The organism is Blattabacterium sp. DPU (assembly GCF_011290385.1).
Taxonomy (GTDB): domain Bacteria; phylum Bacteroidota; class Bacteroidia; order Flavobacteriales; family Blattabacteriaceae; genus Blattabacterium.
On sequence record NZ_CP049785.1, the window covers coordinates 264430 to 288314 of the forward strand.

Here is a 23885-nt window from a genome sequence, read left to right on the forward strand (position 1 = left end):
CAAAGAATGGTAAAAATGCTAATTTATATATTGCACGACAAATATATATATTAATATCATATTAATTATTTAATTGAATATTAAATGTTTATTCTATTTTTTTAATAAGCTTTTGAATTATAGTTTCATATCTTATAAAAAATAATATAGCTGAAGTAGTTAATCCTAATCCTAATCCAATCCATATTCCTATTCCTCCCATTTTAATAGATAAAAACCATGCTGTAGGTATAGCAATAATCCAATAAGAAAAAAAACTGATCCACATAGGGATATGAACATCTTGTAATCCTCTTAATGCTCCTAATATTATTCCTTGTAATCCATCAGATAATTGAAAAAAACTAGCAATCACAATCATTTTTTTTGCAATAAAAATAACTTCATTATCATTTTTTATATAAAAATATGGAATATAATTTCTAAAAAAGAAAAAGAAAAAACTGCAAATTATCATAAAAATAAAACCCATAAAAAAAATAGATTTTCCTATCCTTTTCAATTCTAAATAATTTTTTAAAGCTAGTTGTTTTCCTATTCTTATTGTAGCTGTTACAGAAAACCCACTACTAAGAAGAAAAGTAGAAGAAACTAAACTAATAACTATTTGATGAGCTGCTAATACTTTAATTCCACATTTTCCTGATATAAAAGAAGAAAAAGCAAAAGCACTCATTTCAAATAGCATATGCAATCCAGAAGGAATACCTATTTTCAATATTTTTTTTATATATTTTTTTTCTAAAAAAAAATATTTTAATTGATTATAATAATTTCGTACTTTTTCGTATTTATATAATAAAACGAAAATACCTATTAACATAGTTGTACGAGATATTAAAGTAGCATAAGCAACGCCAATAATTCCCAATTTAGGAAAACCACATTTTCCATGAAGCAAAATATAATTTAGTATAATATTAATAAAAGCAGAAATCCAAGTAACAATCAAACTAGGAAATACTAGAGATAACCCTTCCGAAAATTTCCTAAAAACTTCGAACATCATCCAAGGAATCAAAGAAATAGATATTATTTTTAAGAAAAATATGGTTTCATTTAATATTTCTTTAGGTTGTCCTAAATAAGGAAAAATGTAACAAAATATATATATTAATCCATACATAAATACAGACAAAAAAAAATTGAAAACTAATCCATGATGAAAAATAATAGCTCCTTTTTTATATTCTTGTTTTGCATCCGTAGATGCTATTAAAGTAGAGATTGCTGTTGATATTCCTAATCCAAAAATGATTACAACAAAAAAAACAGCATTAGCTAATGAAACAGAAGCTAAAGCTTGTTTTCCTAAAAAACCAACCATCATATTATCAGATAAACCTATGCATATTACACCTAATTGAGTAAAAAATACAGGAACAGCCAATAAAAAATTTTTTTTAATATGTTCAAAATATATTATGATTTTTTTTTTATTAGATAAGATCAAATATTTAATTTTGTATTTCTATAAAAGGTAATTTACCTATTTTAATGGGTATTTTTTGATTTCTTATAAAAAGAAATATAGAATTTGTTTTTTTTTTATTGGTTAAATATCCTAATCCAATTCCTTTTTTTAAAATTGGAGAATAAATACCAGAAGTTACATAGCCAATATTTGTTCCATTTTTATCTATTAGTAAATGTCCTTGTCTTGGTATTTTGTTTTTTTCTTCTACCGTAAAAGAGAGAAATTTTTTTTTATATTTTTTTTCTTTTTTTTGTTTTTGTAATATATTTTTTGCTATAAATTCTTTTTCAAATTTAACTATCCAAGATAAATCCGCTTCTATAGGGGTTATATCTTCAGATATATCTTGTCCATATAATCGGTATCCCATTTCTAATCTTAACGAATTTCTACTTGCTATTCCACAAGGAATTATTTTTCCTTTTCTCGTTTCTAAAATATTATTCCATATTTTTTCTGCATTTTCGTTAGAAATATAAATTTCTATTCCTTTAGATCCTGTATATCCTGTTCTAGAAATTAATACATTTTTTATTTCTGAAAATGTTCCTATTTTAAAATGGTAGAAAGGAATTTTATCTAATGATACATTTGTTAATTTTTGAATATAAAATAGAGATGATGGTCCTTGAATAGATAAAATAGAATATTCTAAAGAAATATCTATTAATTTTACATCAGAATGTTTTTGTTTCTTGATTTGATCTTTTATCCATTTTTTATCTTTTTCAATATTAGCTGCATTTACTATAAGTAAAAATTCTTTATCAGAAATCTTATAAATAACTAAATCATCTATGATCCCTCCTTCTTCATTAATTATACAAGTGTATTGTGCTTGTCCAATTTTAATTTTACATAAATTGTTTGTAGTTATATATTGAATTAATCTATCAGAATCTTTTCCTTTCAAAATAAATTTTCCCATATGACTTACATCAAAAATTCCAGCATGATTTCTTACAAACATATGTTCTTTTAAAGAAGAAATATATTGAAGAGGCATGTAAAAACCAGAATAGTTAACCATTTTTGCCCCTAATTCAATATGATTGTTATATAAAATTGTTTTTTTAATAATATTTTTTTTATTTTCCGTCATATTCAGCAAAATTATTTTTCGTTTCGTACAAAGTTATTTTTAAATCTAAGTTAGAAGATATTCTTTTATTTATTTTATTCCACATGAAAATAACTATATTTTCTATAGTTGGATTTTTTGATGAAAATTCTTCAATATCTAAATTCATATTTTTATGATCAAAAAATTTTTCTATTTCATCATAGAGAATAGATTTCAATTTTTGTAAATTGAAAACAAATCCTGTTTCTGGATCTATTTTTCCTGTAATACTAGCAATATATTCATAATTGTGACCATGATAATTAAAATGGGCACATTTCCCAAATATTTCAATATTTTTTTCATAACTCCAACAATTATTATAAAGTTTATGTGCAGCGCTAAAATATCCTTTTCTACTTACAGTAACTATCATAGTTTAGTTGATTAAAATATTTATTAATAATAATTTTTAGCCAAATAGTATAAGAATCTGGATAAACAGAAATATTTTTTACTAATTCATTTAATGAGATCCATTTCCAACTATCTACTTCTTTAAAATTAATAACTGGAGGTTTTTCATAGTATCCAACAAAAACATGATCTAATTCATTTTCTATTAAACCATTACTTAAAAATTCATTATAAATAAAGCTAAATCTTTGTTCCAAAAAACAATCAAAACCCATTTCTTCTATTAGACAACGATGAGCTGCTTTTAAAAGAGACTCATTTTTTCTAGGATGACTGCAACAAGTATTAGTCCAAAGTAAAGAAGAATGATATTTTATTGAAGATCTTTTTTGCAACATTAAATCATTTTTGGTATTAAAAATAAAAACAGAAATGGCACTATGTAGTAGTCCTTTCATATGAATTTCTTTTTTATTTTCAAATCCAATAATTTGATTTTTCATTCCTATTAAAGGAATAAGATATTCATCATATCGTTCTTTTTTTTTCATATTTATTTTATTATATAGACAAACATAATATAGTGTAAATTCATTATTTTAATAAATGTGTTGTTTATTTTTTTATAAAGTTTTTTTATGAAAAATAAAATTCAAAAAATATTAAATGAATTAAATGATTTAAAACAAATTACATTAATAAACATGATGCAAATTCAATTTATTTTTTTATCCAATAAATTGGATACACTGATAGCAAAAATGCCTATAAATAGTAATCTTCTTCAACCTTTTGGTTATTTACATGGAGGAGCTACTATGATTTTAGCTGAAAGTGTGGGGAGTTCTATTTCTCTCATTAATGTTAAAAAAAATAAAAAAGAAAACGATTTCAATGTTTTTAGTATTGAAATATCTGCCAATCATGTTAGATCCATAAGAAAAGGTATTTTGTTTGCTAAAGCTAAAATTTGTCATAAAGGAAATACTTTACATTTTGTTCAAGTTAATATTTATGATGAAAAAAAAAATATCATTAGTTTTTGTAAACTAACTAATATAATAATTATCAAAAAACAAATATGTCCATAGAAATTAGTGTCTTTTCTTTATATAGAAAAATTATCAAAAATTATTATAACCATAATAATTTTGTTCTCTTTAGAAAACCTTATGATAAAAAAATATTTTTTTATTCAAACTATAATTATAATTCTGTAAGTGAAAAATTTTTTTTGATAAAAAATTTTGATCATAATCACACTATAAAAATATATCCTAAAAAAATTTATTATGTAGATATACAAAAATATTCTAAAAAAGAAAATATTTCCTATTCTTATTGGGAAAATAATTCTTCTTTATTAACATATTCTATGAAATATAAAGATTTAATAAAAAAAGCTGTAGATAGTATAAAAAAAGGATTTTTTAAAAAAGTTGTTTTATCCAGATTTATAAAAATTTCTTTTCGTTGCTTTTATTTTAAAAATACATTTACAAAATTAATTTATGCATATCCTAATGCTTTAATAAGTCTTTGGTATGATTTTCATCATGGATTTTGGATTGGATGTACTCCAGAATTACTTATGAAATGTTTTAATAATAAATTAAAAATATCCGCTTTAGCAGGAACTATTTGGGGAGATCATAAATGGACAAAAAAAGAAATAGAGGAACATAAAATTGTAATAAGATATATTCTTCATCTGCTGAAATTTTATAAAGGATCTATTCATGTAGAAAATACTAAAATACTAAAAATAGGTCACTTAAAGCATTTAGAAACTTCAATTTTTTTTTCTTTTCATAAAGAACCGGATTATTATGAAATATTGAGTCGTTTACATCCAACTCCTTCTATATGTGGATTTCCAAAAGAAAAATCCTTGGATTTTATTTATAAAAATGAAAAATGTAAAAGAAATTTTTATACAGGATATATTGGTATGGTAAATCAAAAAAATATGGAATTATACCTTAATTTGAGATGTGTCAACATAAAAGAAGATAAAAAAGAGATGACTTTATATGCAGGTAGTGGAATTACCATAGATAGTGATATACATCAAGAATACATGGAAACAGAAAATAAAATAAAAAATATTCTTTCTCAACTTATTTTTAAATAATTTTTTTTTTTCTATGGAAAGGTCTTATAATTAAACGAACACTTTTATTATAATGAAAATATTGAATAATCCAATTTGTTAAAGCTATAGCTCTATTTCTAAAACCGACTAAACTAACTAAATGAACAAACATCCAAACAATCCATGCTAAAAAACCCTTTAATTTTAAATAAGGAAAATCACATACAGCTTTATTTCTTCCAATAGTAGCCATAGAACCTAAATTTCTATAAATAAAAGGTTTTATCTTTTTTTTTTCTGATAAACAATTTAAATATTTAGCCAAATAATTACCCTGTTGTATAGCTGGTTGAGCAGTCATCGGATAACCATTAGGATAATGGTTATTTTTATTCATATAAGCAATATCTCCAATAGCAAAAATGTTTTTGTATCTTAAAGTATTAAGATAATTATCTACTAAAATTCTACCTCCTTTTATATCTTCTTGTAAAAACCCTTTTATAATAGCACCTTTTACTCCTGCGGCCCATATTACATTAGAAGATTCTATCTTTTTATCTTTTTCCATAAAAACTATTTCTCCATTATAATCCTTAACCAAACAATTTAACCAAATAATAACTCCTAATTCTTTTAAATTTTTATAAGCTTGTTTAGCTGAGGACTCAGACATTCCATCCAATAATCTAGAAGTAGCTTGTAATAAGTGAATATTCATATATCGAATATCTAAATCAGGATAATCATGTGGTAATACATATTTTTTCATTTCAGCTAAAGCTCCAGCTAATTCAACTCCGGTAGGTCCTCCTCCTACAATGACAAAAGTCATAAGTCTCTCTTTTTTTTTATTATCTTTCGTTAATAAAGCAGATTCAAAATCCTGTAAAATAAGACTTCTTAGATTTAAAGCTTCTGGAATAGATTTCATAGGAAGAGCAAAAGATTCTATATTTTTATTTCCAAAATAATTAGTTATAGATCCTGTTGCTACAATTAAATAATCATAACATAAATCTCCTATATTGGTATATATTTTTTGTTTTTTTGTATTTATATAATAAACTTTAGCTAATCTAAAGAAAAAATTTTTTGTTTTTTTAATAATATTTCTAATGGAATGTGCTATAGAATCTGGTTCTAAACCTGCTGTCGCTACTTGATACAATAAAGGTAAAAAAGTGTGATAATTATTTTTATCTATAAGAACTACTTGAAATTTATCTCTTTTTAATTTTTTTGCTACTTGTAATCCTGCAAATCCAGCACCAATAATTACGACTCTTTTTAGGTTGTTTCCTTTTGGTATATTCATAGTCAAAAATTTGACATAATAAGCTAATTTATATATATTTTCATTTTAATTGATAAATTAATAATTTTGTTTAAAAAATAGATTTTTATGACTTATTATTTCATTGTTGGAACTACTTTTTTACTAAGTGTTATTGTTAATACAATATTGAAAAATAAGTTTAGAGCTTATTCTAAACTTTATTTACACTCACATATGAGTGGAAAAGAAATCGCAGAAAAAATGTTAAACGATCATGGAATATATGACGTTCATGTCCTTTCTATAGAAGGAGAACTAACTGATCATTATAATCCTATAAATAAAACAATTAATTTAAGCGAAAAGGTTTATAATGATACAACAACAGCTTCAACTGCAGTAGCGGCTCATGAATGTGGTCATGCTTTACAACATAGATTAGGTTATAATTTATTAAAATTGCGAAATCATTTAGTTCCTATTCTTAATTTTAGCTCTCAATTCATTAACTTAGCGATTGTATCTGGATTAACTATTTTTTATAGTTCAGGAGGAAAAGATTCTTTGATCCTAAAATTAGGAATAGGATTATTTTTTTTGGTTGTCATTTTTTCTTTTCTCACATTGCCTATAGAATTTGACGCAAGTAATAGAGCTTTGAATTGGCTAAAAAATAAAAATGTAGTAAACTACCAAGAATATCATAAAGCAAAAGAATCCCTAAATTGGGCTGCTATGACTTACGTTATTTCTGCTTTGGGAAGTTTAGCTCAATTGATATATTTTTTATCTTTTTTTAGTAGTAAAAAAGATGAACATTTTTAATTACTTTTTTTTTTTATTACTGGAATTTCTTGGATTTGGACGAAGATTTCCATAAGTTTTATTTTTTATTTTTCCTCTTCTAGTTTTTTTATCACCTTTTCCCATGTTGTAATATTAGTTTTTCCAAAAGTTTATGTATCCTATCCGATTTATATTGTAAATAATATGAGGATAGATAATTATTATTAATAATAAAATCAGATTTTTTTTCTCTTTTTTCATTAGATATTTGATTTTTTAATCTATTTACAATTTGATTTTCGTTTAAATTATCTCTTTTAATTATTCTTTCAATAATATTTTTATTGGATGAATTTACATTGATAATAAAATCACATTCTTTATAACTTCCAGTATCAAATAATATGGCAGATTCCTTTATAACATATATAATTCTTTTTTGTGAAAAAGAAGACATCCATTGTTGAAAATCAAGAAATATCCATGGATGTACAATATTACATAATAACTTTAATGCTATAGGGTTTTTAAATACAATTTGGGATAAATATGTTTTATTTATTTTATCTTTTTTTTTGTTATAAGAATTTTTACCAAAATATTTTATAATATTTTTTTTTAAAATCTCTATTTTATTCATCAATATTTTTCCTCTTTGATCTGAATGATAAACAGGAATTCCTTTTTTTTTGAAAAAAGAAGAAAATAAACTTTTTCCGGACCCCATTTTTCCTGTTATCCCTATTAATTTTATTTTTCTATTTTTGATTTTTTTTATCATAATTTATTATATTATTATTAACATTATAACGTAATTGAGTTAATTCTTTTGAAATTGTATTTTTTTCAAATTTTATTTTTCCTGTAACAGTTTCTAGGATACAAAAGTGATCCGTAATATCTACAATTTTACCATGTATTCCTGAATTTGTCACTATATAATTTCCTTTTTTTAAATTTTCTTGAAATTTTTTCTCAATTTTTTGTTTTTTTATTTGAGGACGTATCATAAAGAAATAAAATATAATAAAAATCAATACAAACATACAAATGGTGTTTGCAATAGAATTCTGTTGTAGTATAAAAAACATAAGAATATATTTTTATTAGACTTACATAAGTCCTTTTCCTATTTTAAATATTTTATTTTTTTTATATAGAAATCTAAATATTTGATCTAATATTCCATTAATAAAAGTTTTACTTTTTTCCATACAAAATATTTTTGTAATTTCTATATATTCATTCATAGTTGCTCTAGGAGGTATATTTGGAAAATATAAAAATTCACAAATCGCCATTTGTAAAATAATCAAATCTATAATCGCTATTCTTTCTATATCCCAATTATTTGACATATCATTGATTAAATTATTAAATTCTTCTTTATGAAAAATTGTATTTCTATATAAATTGATGATAAATTTTTTATTTTCATTGTTTTTATAAATATTATATAATTTAAAATTTTGAGGAGTCGAATAATTAATGAATTGTAAAGTTTTACATACCATAGAATGAACTATGTATAAATCTTCTTCTACATTAAAATAATATAAATCTTCTATATATTCTATTAATTTTTTGTTTTGAATAATAAAATTTTTATAATATTTTATTAAAAATCTTTTTTCTTCTTCAAAAGAAGAATTAGGTTTCATTGAATATTTTTTGCAAAAATTTGATTTTTGCATTTCTTTTAATAATATAAAAATATATTTGTCTTGTTGATTCCATAAAATTTTTTCAGAATTTTTTGCATGATTATATTCTTCTATTAAATATTTATTTTTGGATAATATTTTTAATACTGAATTATATGCTAATTTTTGTATAATATCTATTTTATATAATTTTTTTAAAGCATTTTCTCTAATTTTTAAAATTAAGTAGAGAAAAAAAATATACATATGATGTAAAGATTCAAGAGTTTGAAGCATATTTTTTTCAACTTTATTTGAATCCATTTTAGATAAATGTTGAGCATATAAGAATTGTAATCCTCTTATTCTGAAGTGTCTTCTTATTGACATTTTTTTTAAAATAGTGTTTTTCTATGCACAACTAAATTTTTTGTACAATTATATAAATAAAAAACCAAACTTAAAAAGTTTGTATTTTTGTGTGTTATATGAGTGGTTTATTTGCTTTTAGCAAAAGATATTGTTTAAAGTACAAGTTACGTTTGTGTATAGGATTTTTACTAATTTTAGTGTCAAATATTTTAACCTTACTTCCTATTCCCTATATAGGAAAATCCGTTAATACTATCAGAAATCTATTTACAAATTTTTCAAATACATCGAATTCTCTTTTTTCTTTAAAAAAAGATATTTGTATTTATACCAGTATTATATTGATAATTCCAATTATAGGAGGATTTGTAAAATATCATATGCGGCAATGTATAATTACTACATCTAGAATGATAGAATTTGATATAAAAAACGAAATTTTTTCACATTATCAAAAATTAAGTTCATCTTTTTATAAAAAAAATTCTACAGGAGATTTAATGAATCGTCTTACAGAGGATGTTTCTTTTATTAGACAATATATAGGTCCTGGAATGATGTATTTTTTGAATCTCATAATTCTTTTTTTTATGGTTTTTATGCAAATGTTGCGAATTAATAAAATGCTAACTTTTTATGTTCTTTTACCTATTCCTATTCTTTTTATTTTCATTTATTCTATTAGTATTTTTATTACCAAAAAAAGTGAGGAAGTTCAAAAATTTCAGTCTATGATATGCTCTTTCATACAAGAAACTTTTTCAGGAATTAATATTATTAAATCATTTGGAGTTGAATCTTTTTTTGAAAAAAAGCATAAAAAAATTACATTAAAATATAAAAAAAAAAGTTTAGAATTATCTAAAATTGATACAATATTATCTTCTATTATTATATTTTTTATAGGAACTTGTCATGTATTAATTATTTTTTTTGGGGGGAAAAAATACTTTGAAGGGGAAATAAAGGAAATTGGAACTATTGCTGAATTTTTTACATATATAAATGTTTTAATTTTTCCTTTTATTATATTAGGATGGGTAGTTTCGATTTCAGAAAGAGCCAAGGTATCTCAAATTCGTATTAGTGAATTTTTGAAGGAAAAACCTGATATATTAAATAATAATTCAATAAGAACAGAAATTCTAGGAAAAGTTCAATTTAAAAATGTAAGTTTTTTTTATAGAAAAAATAATACAAAACAACATAATTATACAGTCAGTAAAATATCATTTACTTTGAAGGAAGGAAAAACTTTAATTTTAACAGGAAAAACAGGATCAGGAAAAACAACTATAGGAAGATTAATGTCTCGTTTATATGATCCATTTCAAGGAAAAATATTAATAGATAATTTATCTTTAAAAAATCATAATTTATATAATTATAGAAATAATATTGGCTATGTTCCTCAAGAATCTTTTCTATTTTCAGATTCTATTTATAATAATATCGCTTTAGGATGTGTAGATAAAGTTACTCCAAATAAAGTATATGATGCTGCTAAAATAGCTATGATTGAAAATGATATTTTAAACTTTAAAAATGGATATAATACCATTATAGGAGGAAGAGGAATAACTTTATCTGGAGGTCAAAAACAAAGAATATGTATAGCTAGAGCTATAATAAGAAATCCAAAAATACTTATATTCGATGATAGTTTTTCTGCTATAGATCAAAAAACTAGAAAATTAATTATTCGTTATGTAAAAAAAGAAATGAGATATAGTACTATTATTATTATAACTCATGATACTTCTTATATATCTGATTTTGACTTATTTATTGTCCTGAAAAATGGAAAAATTTCAAAAATAGAAAAACATAACATTTCTTGTAAAAAATAATTTTGAACAATTATAACGAAAAAATAGTATAGACCATTTTTTTTGTTTAGATTTGCTTGTATAGTATTATAATATTTTTTGAAATGGACGAAAAAGAAAATATCAAAGAAAGAAATGAAATTTGTTCACGAACTCTAAAAACTGGTAGCCGTACTTATTTTTTTGATGCTAGAGAAACAAGAGCAGGTGATTATTATTTAACTATAACTGAAAGTAAGAAAAATTTTTCTGAAACAGGAGAAGTTACTTATAAAAAACACAAAATTTATTTATACAAAGAAGATTTTTCAAAATTTCAAAGTATACTTGATGATATGATTCGATTTATTATTAATGAAAAAGGAAGAGAAGTTATTTCAGAACGTCATCAAAAAGATTTTAAAAATCACACTACATATAATCAAGAAATTAAGGATAAAGAAGTGCAACAAAAGAAAACATCAGAAATAAAAAATTTTACAAATATTAATTTTGAAGATATTTAATGAACTTGATTGTTACAATTAATATTTTGTGAATTTTTGTTTAATGAATGATTGTTTATTACTTTTATTTAGGGTCTTATGGAGAATTATATAAGTATAATGAATGATATTGATACTTTCATATTTGATGTCGATGGAGTATTGACAGATTGTACTTTAAACTTGCTCCCAGATGGAAATTTAGTAAGAAAAATGTTTGTTAAAGATGGATATGCAATGCAATTAGCAAAAAAAAAGGGATATAATTTATGTATTATTACAAGTGGAGCTGATTTGATGGTCTTCAGACGTTTGAGAGGATTAAATATTCGTCATATTTATCAAAGAGTGGATAATAAAAAAAAATATTTAGATGAATATTGTAATATTTTAAATATTACTAAAAAAAAAATACTTTATATGGGAGATGATATTCCTGATATTGAAATCATGAAATCTGTGGCTTTGCCTTGCTCTCCAATAGATGCAGTACAGGAAGTTAAAGATATATCTAAGTATGTATCTCCTAAAAAGGGAGGTAGAGGTTGCGTAAGAGATGTTATAGAGAAAACTCTAAAAATACAGAAAAATTGGATTTGATTGGATTTGTTTGATTGGATTTGAAAAATAGTGTCTTACAAGACACTATTTTAATTTTACATCTTTTTACATCATTCCACCCATTCCACCACCTCCAGCTCCTGGCATTGGTGGAGCTATATTAGGTTCATCTTTTTTTATTTCTGTAACAACACATTCAGTAGTTAACAACATACCTGATACGGAAGCGGCATTTTCCAATGCTACTCTTGCTACTTTAGTTGGATCTATAATTCCTTCCATTATCATATTTTTATATTCTCCAATTTTTGCATCATATCCAAAATCACCATTTCCTTCTGCTACTTTAGCCACAACTACTGATCCTTCTCCTCCTGCATTAGCTACAATTTGACGTAAAGGTTCTTCGAGTGATCTTCTTACTATTTGTATACCAGTATCTTGATCTGCATTATCTCCTGTTGTGTTATATAGAGATTTTATAGCACGAACTAAAGCTACTCCACCTCCAGCTACTATTCCTTCTTCCACAGCAGCTCTAGTTGCATTCAACGCATCATCGACTCTATCTTTTTTTTCTTTCATTTCAACTTCTGAAGCCGCTCCAACATAAAGGACAGCTACTCCTCCAGCTAATTTTGCAAGACGTTCTTGTAATTTTTCTTTATCATAATCGGATGTAGTTGTTTCTATTTGAGCTTTAATTTGATCTACACGTGCTCTAATATCTTTTTTATTTCCACCTCCATTAACTATAGTAGTATTATCTTTATCTATAATTACTCTTTCTGCTTTTCCTAACATATGCAACTTAACATCTTCTAATTTACTTCCTGTTTCCTCAGAAATTACAGTTCCTCCTGTAAGAATAGCAATATCTTCTAACATAGCTTTTCTTCTATCTCCAAATCCGGGAGCCTTAATAGCTGCAACTTTTAAAGTTCCTCGTATTTTATTAACAACTAATGTTGCCAATGCTTCACCTTCTACTTCTTCGGATATAATCAATAATGGTTTACCAGATTGAGCTACAGGTTCCAATATAGGTAACAAATCTTTCATTGCTGCTATTTTTTTATCAGATAATAAAATTTGAGGTTGATCAAATTCTGTTATCATTTTCTCAGTATTTGTCACAAAATAAGGAGATTGGTATCCTCTATCAAATTGCATTCCTTCAACTACATCTACAGATGTATCTGTTCCTTTTGCTTCTTCAACAGTAATTACTCCTTCTTTTCCTACTTTTTCAAAAGCGTCAGCTATCAGTGCTCCAGTTTTTTCATCATTATTTGCAGAAATAGATGCGACTTGTTTTATTTTTTCCGTATTTCCACCAACTTCTCTAGATTGTCTTTTTAGATCTAATATAACAACTTCTAAAGCTTTATCTATTCCCCTTTTTAAATCCATAGGATTAGCTCCAGCTGCTACGTTTTTCAACCCTTCTCTAACAATAGCTTGAGATAATACAGTAGCAGTTGTAGTTCCATCTCCAGCTACATCATTAGTTTTAGAAGCCACCTCTTTAACCATTTGAGCTCCTAAATTTTCTATAGGATCTTCTAATTCTATTTCTTTAGCAACGGTAACTCCATCTTTAGTGATTTGAGGCCCCCCAAAAGATTTTTGTAATACAACATTTCTTCCTTTTGGGCCCAAAGTTACTTTCACTGCATTGGCTAATGCATCTACTCCTTTTTTTAGTTTATCTCTTGCTTCAATATCAAATTTAATATCTTTTGCCATAATTTTTTAAAATTTTAATGAATTTACCTTAATTATAAAAATAAATCATATAATAGCTATTATATCAGATTCTCGCATTATAAGATATTCCTCTCCTTCCCATTTCAATTCTGTACCAGAATACTTACCATACAAAACTCTATCTCCTTCTTTTAAATTCATGGGTTCATCTTTTTTTCCTTTTCCTACTGCTATTATGGTTCCTTTTTGTGGTTTTTCTTTGGCTGTATCAGGAATAATAATACCTGAAGCAGTTTTTGTTTCAGCAGGATCAGGTTGTACGAGAACGCGATCTGCTAAAGGTTTAATCTTTACTTCCACCATATTATAAATAATTTTTAAGGTTAATGGTTCTAATTATCAAATTAGCCAAAAACATGCCAAATGAAAAATTTTTTATTTTAACGAGACTAAATGCCATTATGGCATATTTTATTTAATGTTTTGATTTTAGAAAAAAATTGAAAAATAAAATTAAAAAAAATATAATAATAGACAAAATCCAAGTAATATTCTCTAAAAATGTATTTGTTCTCTTAATTCCAAAAAATCTAAAATTTTTCTCCATAAAAGATTGATGAATACTTTCTTTTTTAGGATTTTGTACTAAAATCATCAATATAAGTAAAAGACACATTATAATGATAAAAAATCCAAATATAATTATAGATATGTTTTCCATATGTTTATTTTGTGATTTGCCAATTATTATTTGGATCGTGAAATATTTTATGATATACCTGAATTGTTAATTTTTCTATTATTTTGTCAATAATTTCTTTTGAAAAAAGATTTTTTTTATTATAAAATTCTTCGGATACAGTAAAATTTTCTTCCCAACTTTTTTCAGGTTCAATTTGATCTTTGTAAGATATTTTCGCTGTTACTTTAATTTTTTTTAACGGATAATTTTCCATTGGAATAATGGCATAATGTAGAAAAACACCTTCCAAAACAACATCCCCATTTTTCAATACTAAATTAGAAGGATTATGTTTCATAATATATTCTTCAATACTTTTCTTAAAATCAAAAGAAATAGATCTTTTAGGTATATTAACTACTTCTGAAATATCTCCTATTTCTATTGTCTTATTTGCATCAAATAATGATGAAAAAGATGAATGATAACAACTGACTATCATAAAAAACATGAAAAAAAAAATAATTTTTTTATAATCCATACTGTTTAATTTTTCTATATAATGTTCTTTCTGAAATTCCTAATTCTTTTGCTGCCTTTTTTCTTTTTCCATTATTTTTCTTCAAGGCTTTTCGAATAAATTCTATTTCTTTTTTTTGTAAAGAAAAAGAAGATAAATTATTTTTCGATAAATTTTCTTCTACTTCTTCATAATCTAAATCTTTTTTTGATTTAGATGAATCTTCTAATTGAAAAATTGAATCATTTCTATTATCAATTATTTTTCCAAAAACTTTTTCCATAAGTGGTTGATTTTTTTCAATAAATCTAGCATTAGAATTATTTTTAATCAATTGAAAAGTAATGTTTTTTAAATCATTCAAATTTTGTTTCATATCAAATAGAATTTTATAAAGAAAATCTCTTTCTCTATTATGAAAAGATGTATCTATTACATTATGTACATGATGATTAGAAAAAGATATCGATGGAATATTTTCTGGAATATATTCTTTTAATTTTTTTGCAGAAATTTCACGTTTAGTTTCCACTACAGAAATTTGTTCTACAAAATTCTTTAATTGTCTAATATTTCCAGGCCAAGAATAATTTTCTAAATAATTTAAAGATTCTTCGGTAAATATAACTGGAGGCATATGATATTTTTCTGAAAAATCATTGGAAAATTTTTTTAATAAAAATTTAATATCATTTTTACGAGAACGTAAAGAAGGCACATTAATTTGTACCGTATTTAAACGATAATATAAATCTTCTCTAAATTTTCCTTTTTGTATTGATTCTGTCATATTTAAATTAGTAGCTGCTACAATACGTATATTAGTCTTTTGAATTTTAGAAGACCCTACCTTCATAAATTCTCCAGATTCTAATATTCTGAGAAGACGGACTTGTGTTGTTAAGGGTAATTCTCCTACTTCATCTAGGAAAATAGTACCTCCATTTGCTACTTCAAAATAACCTTTTCGCATATTTGTAGCTCCTGTAAAAGATCCCTTTTCATGTCCAAAAAGTTCACTATCAATAGTTCCTTCTGGAATAGCCCCACAATTTACCGCAATATAATCATGATGTTTTCTAGAAGAATATTGGTGAATAATTTTTGGAATAAATTCTTTTCCTACTCCACTCTCTCCAAGAACTAATACAGAAATATCAGTAGGAGCTACTTGTGTCGCTTTTTCTAAGGCTCTATGCAAAGCATAATCATATCCAATAATTCCAAATTTTTGTTTAACATTTTGGATAAAGATGGATTCCATGTTTTTATTTTTTACATCATTTTCAATGTTTTCCTATTAAAGTTGCAGATGTAGCATTTGTTATTTCTACATGAGCTAAATCCCCTATATTTAAGTTTTTTTTAGGAAAAACTACAACTATATTTTGTGTATTTCTTCCATACCAATATTGGTTATTTTTTTTTGATTCTCCTTCTACTAAAACTTCTTCTACATTTCCTAAATGTTCTTGCATCCTATAAAATGAATGTTTTCTTTGTAAATCAATAATTTCTTTTAATCGTCTTTTTTTAATATTTTCAGGTACATTATCTTTTAATTTTCTATATGCATAAGTTCCAGGTCTAGGAGAATAAGAAAACATGTATCCATAATTATATTTAATTTTATTCATTAAACTTATAGTATCCTGGTGATCTTCCTCTTTCTCATTACAAAATCCAGTCATTATATCATGAGAAATAGAACATCCAGGTATAATATTTTTAATTTTTTTAACTAAAAAAAGATATTTTTCTCGTGTATATTTTCTGTTCATTAATTTTAATATTTTATTGCTTCCAGATTGAACAGGTAAATGAATATGTTTACAAATATTTTTATGTTGAGAAATTACTTTTAATACTTTATCAGACATATCATGAGGATTAGATGTAGAAAATCTAATTCTCATAAAAGGAATTTCTCTAGCTAAAAAATCCAAAAGTTGTGAAAAATCTACAGTTCTATTTTCTTCTATCCATAAATAAGAATCTACATTTTGTCCTAAAAGAGTTATTTCTTTATATCCATTATGATATAAACGTTTACATTCCTCAATTATAGAATATGGATCTCGACTTCTTTCTCTACCTCTAGTAAAAGGAACGATACAAAATGTACACATATTATTACAACCTCTTGTTATGCTTAAAAAAGTTGTTATTTTTTGATCATTTTGTTTTCTTTTTACAAAATTTATATCAGCATAAGTTTCATTTTTTTTCTTTTTATCATAAAAATATTGTTTTCCCATTATAGAATAATAAATAAAATTAGGAATTTCTCTATAAGAATCTGGATTTACGAAAAAATCTACTATTTTTTCTTTCAATAAAAAATTTTTAATTTGTTTTGAAAAACATCCTATAATTCCAATCCAAATTTTTTTCTTTTTTCTAAAAAATTTTAATTGTTCTAATTTTTTTTTTATAGCTAATTCTGCTTTTTCTCTAATAGAACAAGCGTTTAACAATATTATATCTGCTTTATCTACGTTTTCAGATAAAACAAACCCATGGTTTGATAAAATAGAAGTAACAATATCGCTATCTGATATGTTCATTTGACAACCATAATTTTCAATATAAAAACTTTTATTTTTCATATATTTTTTAAATATATTAATGTCATTATGACATAGTAAAATAATAACTATTTCTTATATATGAAGAATTTTTTTGGCTAAAAAAATCATATTTTTTTCACCTGTAGATTTTTCTTGAACATTAGAAAGTTTTACCACTGATATCCATTTTTTTTTTGGAAGAGCTTTAACCATTTTTATGACAATGTTCATTGAAGGTAAACCTACGTCATTAGTGAAATTAGTTCCTATTCCAAAACAGGTATTTATTTTATTTCTACAAAAAGAAGAAATATAAGCCACTTTATGTGGATCTAGATTGTCCGAAAATATAATTTTTTTTCTTATAGGATTTATTTTAAATTTTTTATAATGTTTTATTGTTTCTTTGGCAAAAAAAATAGGATCTCCACTATCATGTCTTACTCCTTTAAAAAGATTGGACAGTTTCTTATTAAAGTTTTTAAAAAAAATTGGGGATGTATATGTATCGGATAAAGCTATTCCTAAATTTCCTTTATAAATGTTCAACCAATTTTCCATAGCTACACAATCAGCTATGTTAAATCCATATTTTGCTGCATGAAACATAATCCATTCATGTCCTTGAGTTCCTATCGGTTTAATTGAAAAGATATGAGAAAAATGAACATTACTGCTTCCTATGAAGAAAGGAGGGCCTTCTTCTGTTAATATTTTTAATACTAATTTATGGACTTTATAAGAATATCTTCTTCTTGTTCCATATTCTACAATTTTAACTTGTAATTTTTTATATTTTTTTAATTTTTCTTTAGTTATTTTCGTTATTTTTTTTTCGGATATTTTTCTAGCTCCTGTTAATTTATAATATAGTTCAGACATTATCGCCATTAAAGGAACTTCCCATAATATAGTACTACTCCATAATCCTTCTATATGCATTTGTATATTTTCTCCTTTTTGAAGAATATTTACTTCTTTTGGATTATATTGATATTTATTTAAAAAATCTAAATAAGAAGAATCTAAATAAGGGCAATATTTTTCTAAATAGATTCTTTCTTCATTTGAAAGTTTTAAATAAGCCATTTTATTTAAATTTTCCTTCAATATTTTAGCAAAATTTTTAGGAAAAGGATGACTTCCTCTATTTATAAATTCATATTTCGCTTTTGCAAATGGAAATAATTTTATGACAGCATTTTGCATGGTAAACTTATAAAAATCATTATCTAATAATGATGATACAATAGAAAAATTATTCATTAAAGATATTCTTTAACATTTATTGAAAAATTTAAAAATAAAATTTTTGAATTTTATCAATTATTTGCAATAATAAAATAAATCAATTATTTAAATTGCTTTCTTTTGCATTAAGTAATATATTTTTCTTTTTTAGAAAAAATATTTTTCTAAATTTGCTTTTAAAACAATTTATTTTTAATATGGACAATACGAAACTATACGTAGGGAATTTATCTTATGATATGACAGAACAAGAATTAAAAAAATATTTCGAATCTGTAGGAGAAGTGACTCATGCTAAAATAATTTTTGATGAATCTACATCAAATAAAAAAAGTAAAGGATTTGGTTTTATAGAAATGTCAAATGAAGAAAATGCAAAACAAGCTATAGAAAAATTAAATGGAACAGAACTTATGGGGAGGAATATTATTGTATCTGTAGCAAGGCCAAGAATAAGAAGAGACTATTAGTCGTTTTTAATCATTATTTCGTGTTTATATACGCTTACATCTGTTTTATTTTAAAATGATTAATTAATTTATAATGAAGCTAATATATACTACTAATATATGGAAAAATTATACGGAACAGGTGTAGCGTTAGTTACCCCTTTTAAAAAGGATGGAAAAATTGATTTCAATGGACTTGAAAAACTTGTAAAATATGTTTTGGATAATAATGTTGATTATTTAGTTGCATTGGGAACAACAGCAGAAACAGCTACTCTAAAAGAAGAAGAAAAATGGGATGTTGTAAAATGTATTCAAAGTACTAATTATAAACAACTTCCTTTAGTATTGGGAATAGGAGGAAATAATACAGAAAATGTTATAAGAAAAATAAATAGCATAAAAAACTTATCTGATTTTTATGCTATTCTTTCAGTTTCTCCTTATTATAATAGACCATCTCAAGAAGGAATATATCAACATTTCAAATCTATTGTTAATTGTACGGAGGCTAATATTATTCTGTATAATGTACCTAAGAGAACTGGATCTAATATTATACCGGATACGGTTTTACGTTTATCTCATGATTTCAAAAATATAATAGGAATAAAAGAAGCGTCAGGAAATATTTTGCAATCTTATAATATTTTAAAGAATAGACCCAAAAATTTTAGTGTAATATCAGGAGATGATTTTATGGCATTACCAGTTATTTTAGGTGGGGGAGAAGGTCTTATTTCTGTGATTGCTCAAGGACTTCCTGAAAAAATTTCTAATATGGTCTCCTTAGCAAGAGAGGAGAATAATGTTAAAAAAGCTTTTTCTATCTTTTATAATATTATTGAGATTATAGATATTATTTATGAAGAAGGAAATCCTACAGGAATCAAAACTTTATTAGATATAATAGGAATATGTAATTCATATGTAAGATTACCATTGTTAGTTGGATCTCATTATTTAAGAAAAAAAATATTACATTTACTAAATAATAATGAATTATGTTCAATGAAAAAATACAAAAAGGATTAATAAGACAACTAAATAGAGAATTAGAATCTTCTCATATATATTTATATATGGCTTCTTGTATAGAAAAAAAAGGTTATGAAGGAATATGTGAATTTTTATATGATCATTCAAATGAAGAAAGAATCCATATGTTAAAGTTGATTAGATACATTAATAAAAGAGGAGGAAATGTTTTTTTGGATAATAATATATCAATTATTAATATAACATATATATCTCTAAAAGATTTGTTTTTGAAATTATTTGAACATGAACAAAAAATTTCCAAAGAAATAAATTCTTTAGTAGAAGTTTCTTTGCAAGAAAAAGATTATTTTACATATAATTTTTTACAATGGTATGTTGAAGAACAAATAGAAGAAGAAGCTTTGATTAAAATGATTTTGGATAAAATCGAATTAATAGGGGGAGATAAAGGTGGATTATATTTATTTGACAAAGACATGAAAAATATCCATAAAAATAAAAAATTATGATGAATTTTTTGAAAGATGTTAATGTTCCAATAAATACAGAGACTATAGATTGTGTTCAATTAGAAAAAAAATCAGGAAAAAATATATACGAAACTATATGTATTTTGGAAAAAATAAGCCAAAAAATAAACAATCAAATCAAAGAAGATTTATATAATAAGTTGGAGGAATTCAATTTTATAAATAAAAATAATCTGGAAGAAATTTTTGAAAATAAAGAACAAATTGAGTTATCCAGATTTTATGAAAAACTTCCAAAAGCTACATCTATTTCTATTCAATATTTATTATCTGAAAAAATAAAAATTTAATTTATTTTATTCTGAAAATCTTTTATAAACTTATTCAATCCTATATCAGTTAATGGATGATTCAATAAAGAACGAATGACATTTATAGGAGAAGTCACGGCATGTATTCCAATTTTAGAACATTCTGTAATATGTAAAGGATTCCGTATAGAAGCTGCTAATATTTTTGTTTTAAAATGGTAAGTATCATACACATTTTTTATGTTTTGTATTAAATTTAATCCGTTATAAGATACATCATCTAATCTACCTAAAAATGGAGAAATATAACTAGCTCCAGCTTTAGCCGCTAATAGAGCTTGTCCCATAGAAAAAATAAGAGTGCAATTAGTTTTTATTTTTTTATTATAAAAATGTTTAATAGCTCTAATTCCATTTTTTGTTATGGGTATTTTTACTACAATTTTTGGATGTAGAAGAGCTAATTCTTCTCCTTCTTTTACCATATCATGATAACTAGTGCTAATGACTTCTATACTTACATTTTCGTCATTTTTTAAACGTTTACATATAGATATATAATGTTTGTGAACATCTCTTTGATTGGATACAGATTCTTTTGATATTAAAGATGGATTTGTTGTAACACCATCCAACATACCCAATGATCTTGCTTCATCAATTTCTTCTAAATTAGCTGTATCTATAAAAAATTTCATAAAAATGTTTCATTAGTATAATTGCAAATTTATAACATTTTTAATAAATAACTCTTATTTTATAATAATTTATACAATCAATAAAAATAGAAAAATCTGTAAATTTATTTTATTAATATTACGATTATGCATTTCGATGTTATTATTTTAGGAAGTGGACCTGGGGGGTATGTAGCTTCCATACGAGCAGCACAACTTGGAATGAAAACAGCTGTGGTAGAAAAAGAATCTCTTGGAGGTATTTGCTTAAATTGGGGATGTATTCCTACTAAATCACTTTTGAATAGCGCAAAAATTTTACAATCCATAAAAAAAAATGGAGAATTATTTGGAATAAAAAATGAAAGTATTGAAATAGACTACCCTAAAATTATTTCTAAAAGTAGAAAAATTGTTGATAAAATAAAAAAAGGAGTCTCATTTCTAATGAAAAAAAATGGAATTCATGTAATTTATGGAAAAGCACGGTTAAAAAAAGGAAAAAAAATAGAAATTTTCAAAAATAAAAAAAGCGAAGAAGAACATTCTGCCTCACATATTATTATTGCTACTGGTGCGATTCCAAAAATTGATAAAAATATAAAATTTCAATATAATGAAAAAAAAATTATAACATATAGAGAAGCTTTATCCTTATCTTCTTTACCAAAAAGAATAATAATCATAGGTTCTGGGTCAATAGGATTAGAATTTGCTTATTTTTATCATTCTATGGGAACAAAAGTAACGATTATCGAAATATGTTCTAATTTATTTCCTAATGGAGATCAGGATATTTCTGATTATTTAAAATATTCTTTTAATAAAATAGGAATTAAAAACTATGTGTCCTCTAGTATAAATAAAATAATTTATAAGAATGAAAATTATGAAGTAGAAATCAAAACCCAATCAGAAAATATTGTATTAAAAGCAGATATTATATTATACGCTACAGGCGTTATTCCCAATATAAAATGTATTGGATTAGATGAAATAGGAATTCAAACAGAAAAAGGATTTATAGTCGTAGATGAAAATTACCGCACAAATATAGATGGATATTATGCAATCGGAGACGTTATTAAAACTCCTTCTTTAGCTCATATTGCATCGCATGAAGCCATAAATTGCATTGATAATATAAAAGGTTTAAATTGTCAAAAAATAGATTACAATAATGTTCCAAAATGTGTTTACTCGCTTCCTGAAATTGCTTCAGTAGGTTATACAGAACAAGAATCTAAAAAAAAAGGATTTCAAATTAAAATAGGAAAATTTCCTTTTAGTGCTTTAGGCAGATCTATTTCTGATGAAAATACTGATGGTTTTGTGAAAGTCATTTTTGATGAAAAATATGATGAATGGTTAGGATGTCATATGATAGGAAATCATGTTACAGATTTGATTTCAGAAGTGGTAGTTGCTAGAAAATTGGAAGCAACTAGCTATGAAATTTTAGGAAGTATACATCCCCATCCTTCATTAAGTGAATCTATTGTAGAATCTATAGCTAACGCTTATGGTAAGTCTATTCATTTGTAAATAAATCAATTAAAAATATATTACTTTCTTCTATATTTCCGCATATAATACGGATTATACATCTACTTTTTTTACATGTTTACATGAAATTCATAATTTTATTGTTTTATGATACATATTATATTGTTTGGCCCACCAGGTTGTGGAAAAGGAACTCAAGCTAAAATCATATCAAATAAATTTGGTTTCATACACCTATCTACTGGAATGATATTTAGAGATCATATGAAAAAAAAAACTAATCTGGGGAAACTAGCAAGTTGTTACATAAATAAAGGAATATTAGTTCCTGATGCAATTACTACAAATATGTTTTACATAGAAATACAAAAATATTTTAATGCTAAAGGAATTATTTATGATGGATATCCTAGAACTAAAAATCAAATCTTTTCTTTAGAAAAAATATTAAAAAAATTTTGTTTAGGAAAAATTAATATAATTTTCTATTTTTTTATTCAAAAAAATTTGATAATAAATAGATTATTAAAAAGAGGAAAAACGAGTTATCGTAATGATGACACGAATATTATTACGGTTCAAAGAAGAATAAAAGAATACGAAAAAGAAACTTCTTTAATATGGAAAAATTATAAATGGAAAAATAATATAATAAGATTAAATGCTTCTTTATCTGTTGAACAAATTTCTTTTTTTGTAGAAAAGAAAATTATAAATCTTTTATAAAAAT

At 24.2% G+C, this 23885-nt stretch carries 29 protein-coding genes; 12 read left to right on the forward strand and 17 right to left on the reverse strand.

The features are described 5' to 3' along the window. Positions 1 to 88 precede the first annotated feature (88 nt). From G9C01_RS01240 to G9C01_RS01255, 4 genes are all read right to left on the reverse strand, one after another. The gene (locus tag G9C01_RS01240) at positions 89 to 1327 is read right to left on the reverse strand and encodes an MATE family efflux transporter (RefSeq protein ID WP_242673963.1); all 1239 of its coding nucleotides are present in this window, start codon (positions 1325 to 1327) and stop codon (positions 89 to 91) included. Positions 1328 to 1457: 130 nt separating this feature from the next. Then, positions 1458 to 2579: a glycine cleavage system aminomethyltransferase GcvT gene (gcvT, locus tag G9C01_RS01245; RefSeq protein WP_166265376.1), complete on the reverse strand. Its 1122-nt coding sequence runs from the start codon at positions 2577 to 2579 to the stop codon at positions 1458 to 1460. Continuing rightward, entirely contained in the window at positions 2566 to 2976 is a 411-nt protein-coding gene (locus G9C01_RS01250) for a 6-pyruvoyl trahydropterin synthase family protein (RefSeq protein WP_166265379.1), read from the reverse strand. The genes gcvT and G9C01_RS01250 overlap by 14 nt, the downstream gene beginning before the upstream one ends. Next, positions 2957 to 3508, reverse strand: coding sequence for an isopentenyl-diphosphate Delta-isomerase (locus tag G9C01_RS01255; RefSeq protein ID WP_166265381.1), 552 nt, complete (start codon positions 3506 to 3508; stop codon positions 2957 to 2959). The genes G9C01_RS01250 and G9C01_RS01255 overlap by 20 nt, the downstream gene beginning before the upstream one ends. Positions 3509 to 3595: 87 nt before the next feature. Here G9C01_RS01255 and G9C01_RS01260 point away from each other — a divergent pair, with 87 nt between their 5' ends. Together G9C01_RS01260 and G9C01_RS01265 are read left to right on the forward strand one after the other, a co-directional pair. Then, a complete protein-coding gene (locus G9C01_RS01260) occupies positions 3596 to 4048 on the forward strand; it encodes a PaaI family thioesterase (protein WP_166265384.1) in 453 nt (150 codons plus the stop codon). Continuing rightward, positions 4039 to 5091, forward strand: a complete 1053-nt coding sequence (locus tag G9C01_RS01265; protein WP_166265387.1) for a chorismate-binding protein — start codon at positions 4039 to 4041, stop codon at positions 5089 to 5091. Before G9C01_RS01260 ends, G9C01_RS01265 begins: the two co-directional genes overlap by 10 nt. Here the strand turns inward: G9C01_RS01265 and G9C01_RS01270 are convergent. Continuing rightward, positions 5084 to 6370 (reverse strand): NAD(P)/FAD-dependent oxidoreductase, encoded by a 1287-nt coding sequence (locus tag G9C01_RS01270; protein ID WP_166265390.1) that lies wholly within the window; start codon positions 6368 to 6370, stop codon positions 5084 to 5086. The genes G9C01_RS01265 and G9C01_RS01270 overlap by 8 nt on opposite strands. 87 nt (positions 6371 to 6457) lie before the next feature. Here G9C01_RS01270 and G9C01_RS01275 point away from each other — a divergent pair, with 87 nt between their 5' ends. Next, positions 6458 to 7156 carry a zinc metallopeptidase gene (locus tag G9C01_RS01275; RefSeq protein WP_166265393.1) on the forward strand — a complete coding sequence of 233 codons (699 nt, stop codon included), beginning with the start codon at positions 6458 to 6460 and terminating at the stop codon, positions 7154 to 7156. Here the strand turns inward: G9C01_RS01275 and G9C01_RS01280 are convergent, their stop codons facing one another. The 4 genes from G9C01_RS01280 to nusB are packed head-to-tail and all read right to left on the reverse strand — an operon-like array spanning position 7157 to position 9150. Next, entirely contained in the window at positions 7157 to 7261 is a 105-nt protein-coding gene (locus G9C01_RS01280; RefSeq protein WP_166265396.1) for a 30S ribosomal protein THX, read from the reverse strand. Next, a complete protein-coding gene (gene coaE / locus G9C01_RS01285; RefSeq protein ID WP_166265399.1) occupies positions 7248 to 7898 on the reverse strand; it encodes a dephospho-CoA kinase in 651 nt (216 codons plus the stop codon). Before coaE ends, G9C01_RS01280 begins: the two co-directional genes overlap by 14 nt. After that, a complete protein-coding gene (gene yajC, locus G9C01_RS01290; RefSeq protein WP_166265402.1) occupies positions 7876 to 8208 on the reverse strand; it encodes a preprotein translocase subunit YajC in 333 nt (110 codons plus the stop codon). The genes coaE and yajC overlap by 23 nt, the downstream gene beginning before the upstream one ends. A gap of 21 nt (positions 8209 to 8229) precedes the next feature. Next, entirely contained in the window at positions 8230 to 9150 is a 921-nt protein-coding gene (nusB, locus tag G9C01_RS01295) for a transcription antitermination factor NusB (RefSeq protein ID WP_166265405.1), read from the reverse strand. A gap of 179 nt (positions 9151 to 9329) precedes the next feature. Here nusB and G9C01_RS01300 point away from each other — a divergent pair, with 179 nt between their 5' ends. From G9C01_RS01300 to G9C01_RS01310, 3 genes are all read left to right on the forward strand, one after another. Beyond that, complete coding sequence (locus G9C01_RS01300) at positions 9330 to 10982, forward strand: ABC transporter ATP-binding protein (RefSeq protein ID WP_242673959.1); 1653 nt, start codon at positions 9330 to 9332, stop codon at positions 10980 to 10982. Between the two features lie 83 nt (positions 10983 to 11065). After that, positions 11066 to 11467, forward strand: a complete 402-nt coding sequence (locus G9C01_RS01305; RefSeq protein ID WP_166265411.1) for a DUF3276 family protein — start codon at positions 11066 to 11068, stop codon at positions 11465 to 11467. Positions 11468 to 11566: 99 nt separating this feature from the next. Next, positions 11567 to 12046 carry a KdsC family phosphatase gene (locus tag G9C01_RS01310; RefSeq protein ID WP_242673960.1) on the forward strand — a complete coding sequence of 160 codons (480 nt, stop codon included), beginning with the start codon at positions 11567 to 11569 and terminating at the stop codon, positions 12044 to 12046. A 66-nt stretch (positions 12047 to 12112) separates the two neighbouring features. Here the strand turns inward: G9C01_RS01310 and groL are convergent, their stop codons facing one another. The 7 genes from groL to pncB form a co-directional block, all read right to left on the reverse strand. Then, the gene (groL, locus tag G9C01_RS01315) at positions 12113 to 13756 is read right to left on the reverse strand and encodes a chaperonin GroEL (RefSeq protein ID WP_166265417.1); all 1644 of its coding nucleotides are present in this window, start codon (positions 13754 to 13756) and stop codon (positions 12113 to 12115) included. 45 nt (positions 13757 to 13801) lie between these two features. Further along, the gene (locus G9C01_RS01320; RefSeq protein WP_166265420.1) at positions 13802 to 14080 is read right to left on the reverse strand and encodes a co-chaperone GroES; all 279 of its coding nucleotides are present in this window, start codon (positions 14078 to 14080) and stop codon (positions 13802 to 13804) included. Between the two features lie 112 nt (positions 14081 to 14192). Beyond that, on the reverse strand, positions 14193 to 14438 hold the full coding sequence (gene secG / locus G9C01_RS01325) for a preprotein translocase subunit SecG (protein WP_166265423.1): 246 nt from the start codon (positions 14436 to 14438) through the stop codon (positions 14193 to 14195). 4 nt (positions 14439 to 14442) lie between these two features. Further along, entirely contained in the window at positions 14443 to 14940 is a 498-nt protein-coding gene (locus G9C01_RS01330; RefSeq protein WP_166265426.1) for a hypothetical protein, read from the reverse strand. After that, a complete protein-coding gene (locus G9C01_RS01335) occupies positions 14930 to 16183 on the reverse strand; it encodes a sigma-54 interaction domain-containing protein (RefSeq protein ID WP_166265429.1) in 1254 nt (417 codons plus the stop codon). Before G9C01_RS01335 ends, G9C01_RS01330 begins: the two co-directional genes overlap by 11 nt. A 22-nt stretch (positions 16184 to 16205) precedes the next feature. Beyond that, the gene (gene miaB / locus G9C01_RS01340; protein WP_166265432.1) at positions 16206 to 17528 is read right to left on the reverse strand and encodes a tRNA (N6-isopentenyl adenosine(37)-C2)-methylthiotransferase MiaB; all 1323 of its coding nucleotides are present in this window, start codon (positions 17526 to 17528) and stop codon (positions 16206 to 16208) included. 54 nt (positions 17529 to 17582) lie between these two features. Then, positions 17583 to 18755: a nicotinate phosphoribosyltransferase gene (gene pncB / locus G9C01_RS01345; protein ID WP_166265435.1), complete on the reverse strand. Its 1173-nt coding sequence runs from the start codon at positions 18753 to 18755 to the stop codon at positions 17583 to 17585. Positions 18756 to 18937: 182 nt separating this feature from the next. On the opposite strand from pncB, the gene G9C01_RS01350 reads away from it, so the two are divergent. From G9C01_RS01350 to G9C01_RS01365, 4 genes are all read left to right on the forward strand, one after another. After that, entirely contained in the window at positions 18938 to 19210 is a 273-nt protein-coding gene (locus G9C01_RS01350) for an RNA recognition motif domain-containing protein (protein ID WP_166266394.1), read from the forward strand. Between the two features lie 99 nt (positions 19211 to 19309). Then, entirely contained in the window at positions 19310 to 20224 is a 915-nt protein-coding gene (gene dapA, locus G9C01_RS01355) for a 4-hydroxy-tetrahydrodipicolinate synthase (protein WP_166265438.1), read from the forward strand. After that, entirely contained in the window at positions 20194 to 20700 is a 507-nt protein-coding gene (locus G9C01_RS01360; protein ID WP_166265441.1) for a ferritin, read from the forward strand. The genes dapA and G9C01_RS01360 overlap by 31 nt, the downstream gene beginning before the upstream one ends. Further along, on the forward strand, positions 20700 to 21011 hold the full coding sequence (locus G9C01_RS01365; RefSeq protein WP_166265444.1) for a hypothetical protein: 312 nt from the start codon (positions 20700 to 20702) through the stop codon (positions 21009 to 21011). Before G9C01_RS01360 ends, G9C01_RS01365 begins: the two co-directional genes overlap by 1 nt. Here the strand turns inward: G9C01_RS01365 and fsa are convergent. Beyond that, complete coding sequence (gene fsa, locus G9C01_RS01370; RefSeq protein ID WP_166265447.1) at positions 21008 to 21670, reverse strand: fructose-6-phosphate aldolase; 663 nt, start codon at positions 21668 to 21670, stop codon at positions 21008 to 21010. The two genes, G9C01_RS01365 and fsa, sit on opposite strands and share 4 nt — an antisense overlap. A 126-nt stretch (positions 21671 to 21796) precedes the next feature. Here fsa and lpdA point away from each other — a divergent pair, with 126 nt between their 5' ends. Together lpdA and G9C01_RS01380 are read left to right on the forward strand one after the other, a co-directional pair. Then, entirely contained in the window at positions 21797 to 23194 is a 1398-nt protein-coding gene (gene lpdA, locus G9C01_RS01375; RefSeq protein ID WP_166265449.1) for a dihydrolipoyl dehydrogenase, read from the forward strand. 108 nt (positions 23195 to 23302) lie between these two features. Next, positions 23303 to 23881, forward strand: coding sequence for a nucleoside monophosphate kinase (locus tag G9C01_RS01380; RefSeq protein ID WP_166265451.1), 579 nt, complete (start codon positions 23303 to 23305; stop codon positions 23879 to 23881). Positions 23882 to 23885: the final 4 nt, after the last annotated feature.

Excerpts from the sequence above, each read along its gene's own strand:
- G9C01_RS01240 (WP_242673963.1), bottom strand. The coding sequence starts at position 1,327 with ATGGTTGGTTTTTTAGGAAAACAAGCTTTAGCTTCTGTTTCATTAGCT.
- gcvT (WP_166265376.1), bottom strand. The coding sequence starts at position 2,579 with ATGACGGAAAATAAAAAAAATATTATTAAAAAAACAATTTTATATAAC.
- G9C01_RS01250 (WP_166265379.1), bottom strand. The coding sequence starts at position 2,976 with ATGATAGTTACTGTAAGTAGAAAAGGATATTTTAGCGCTGCACATAAA.
- G9C01_RS01255 (WP_166265381.1), bottom strand. The coding sequence starts at position 3,508 with ATGAAAAAAAAAGAACGATATGATGAATATCTTATTCCTTTAATAGGA.
- G9C01_RS01260 (WP_166265384.1), top strand. The coding sequence starts at position 3,596 with ATGAAAAATAAAATTCAAAAAATATTAAATGAATTAAATGATTTAAAA.
- G9C01_RS01265 (WP_166265387.1), top strand. The coding sequence starts at position 4,039 with ATGTCCATAGAAATTAGTGTCTTTTCTTTATATAGAAAAATTATCAAA.
- G9C01_RS01270 (WP_166265390.1), bottom strand. The coding sequence starts at position 6,370 with ATGAATATACCAAAAGGAAACAACCTAAAAAGAGTCGTAATTATTGGT.
- G9C01_RS01275 (WP_166265393.1), top strand. The coding sequence starts at position 6,458 with ATGACTTATTATTTCATTGTTGGAACTACTTTTTTACTAAGTGTTATT.
- G9C01_RS01280 (WP_166265396.1), bottom strand. The coding sequence starts at position 7,261 with ATGGGAAAAGGTGATAAAAAAACTAGAAGAGGAAAAATAAAAAATAAA.
- coaE (WP_166265399.1), bottom strand. The coding sequence starts at position 7,898 with ATGATAAAAAAAATCAAAAATAGAAAAATAAAATTAATAGGGATAACA.
- yajC (WP_166265402.1), bottom strand. The coding sequence starts at position 8,208 with ATGTTTTTTATACTACAACAGAATTCTATTGCAAACACCATTTGTATG.
- nusB (WP_166265405.1), bottom strand. The coding sequence starts at position 9,150 with ATGTCAATAAGAAGACACTTCAGAATAAGAGGATTACAATTCTTATAT.
- G9C01_RS01305 (WP_166265411.1), top strand. The coding sequence starts at position 11,066 with ATGGACGAAAAAGAAAATATCAAAGAAAGAAATGAAATTTGTTCACGA.
- G9C01_RS01310 (WP_242673960.1), top strand. The coding sequence starts at position 11,567 with ATGAATGATATTGATACTTTCATATTTGATGTCGATGGAGTATTGACA.
- groL (WP_166265417.1), bottom strand. The coding sequence starts at position 13,756 with ATGGCAAAAGATATTAAATTTGATATTGAAGCAAGAGATAAACTAAAA.
- G9C01_RS01320 (WP_166265420.1), bottom strand. The coding sequence starts at position 14,080 with ATGGTGGAAGTAAAGATTAAACCTTTAGCAGATCGCGTTCTCGTACAA.
- secG (WP_166265423.1), bottom strand. The coding sequence starts at position 14,438 with ATGGAAAACATATCTATAATTATATTTGGATTTTTTATCATTATAATG.
- G9C01_RS01330 (WP_166265426.1), bottom strand. The coding sequence starts at position 14,940 with ATGGATTATAAAAAAATTATTTTTTTTTTCATGTTTTTTATGATAGTC.
- G9C01_RS01335 (WP_166265429.1), bottom strand. The coding sequence starts at position 16,183 with ATGGAATCCATCTTTATCCAAAATGTTAAACAAAAATTTGGAATTATT.
- miaB (WP_166265432.1), bottom strand. The coding sequence starts at position 17,528 with ATGAAAAATAAAAGTTTTTATATTGAAAATTATGGTTGTCAAATGAAC.
- pncB (WP_166265435.1), bottom strand. The coding sequence starts at position 18,755 with ATGAATAATTTTTCTATTGTATCATCATTATTAGATAATGATTTTTAT.
- G9C01_RS01350 (WP_166266394.1), top strand. The coding sequence starts at position 18,938 with ATGGACAATACGAAACTATACGTAGGGAATTTATCTTATGATATGACA.
- dapA (WP_166265438.1), top strand. The coding sequence starts at position 19,310 with ATGGAAAAATTATACGGAACAGGTGTAGCGTTAGTTACCCCTTTTAAA.
- G9C01_RS01360 (WP_166265441.1), top strand. The coding sequence starts at position 20,194 with ATGTTCAATGAAAAAATACAAAAAGGATTAATAAGACAACTAAATAGA.
- G9C01_RS01365 (WP_166265444.1), top strand. The coding sequence starts at position 20,700 with ATGAATTTTTTGAAAGATGTTAATGTTCCAATAAATACAGAGACTATA.
- fsa (WP_166265447.1), bottom strand. The coding sequence starts at position 21,670 with ATGAAATTTTTTATAGATACAGCTAATTTAGAAGAAATTGATGAAGCA.
- lpdA (WP_166265449.1), top strand. The coding sequence starts at position 21,797 with ATGCATTTCGATGTTATTATTTTAGGAAGTGGACCTGGGGGGTATGTA.
- G9C01_RS01380 (WP_166265451.1), top strand. The coding sequence starts at position 23,303 with ATGATACATATTATATTGTTTGGCCCACCAGGTTGTGGAAAAGGAACT.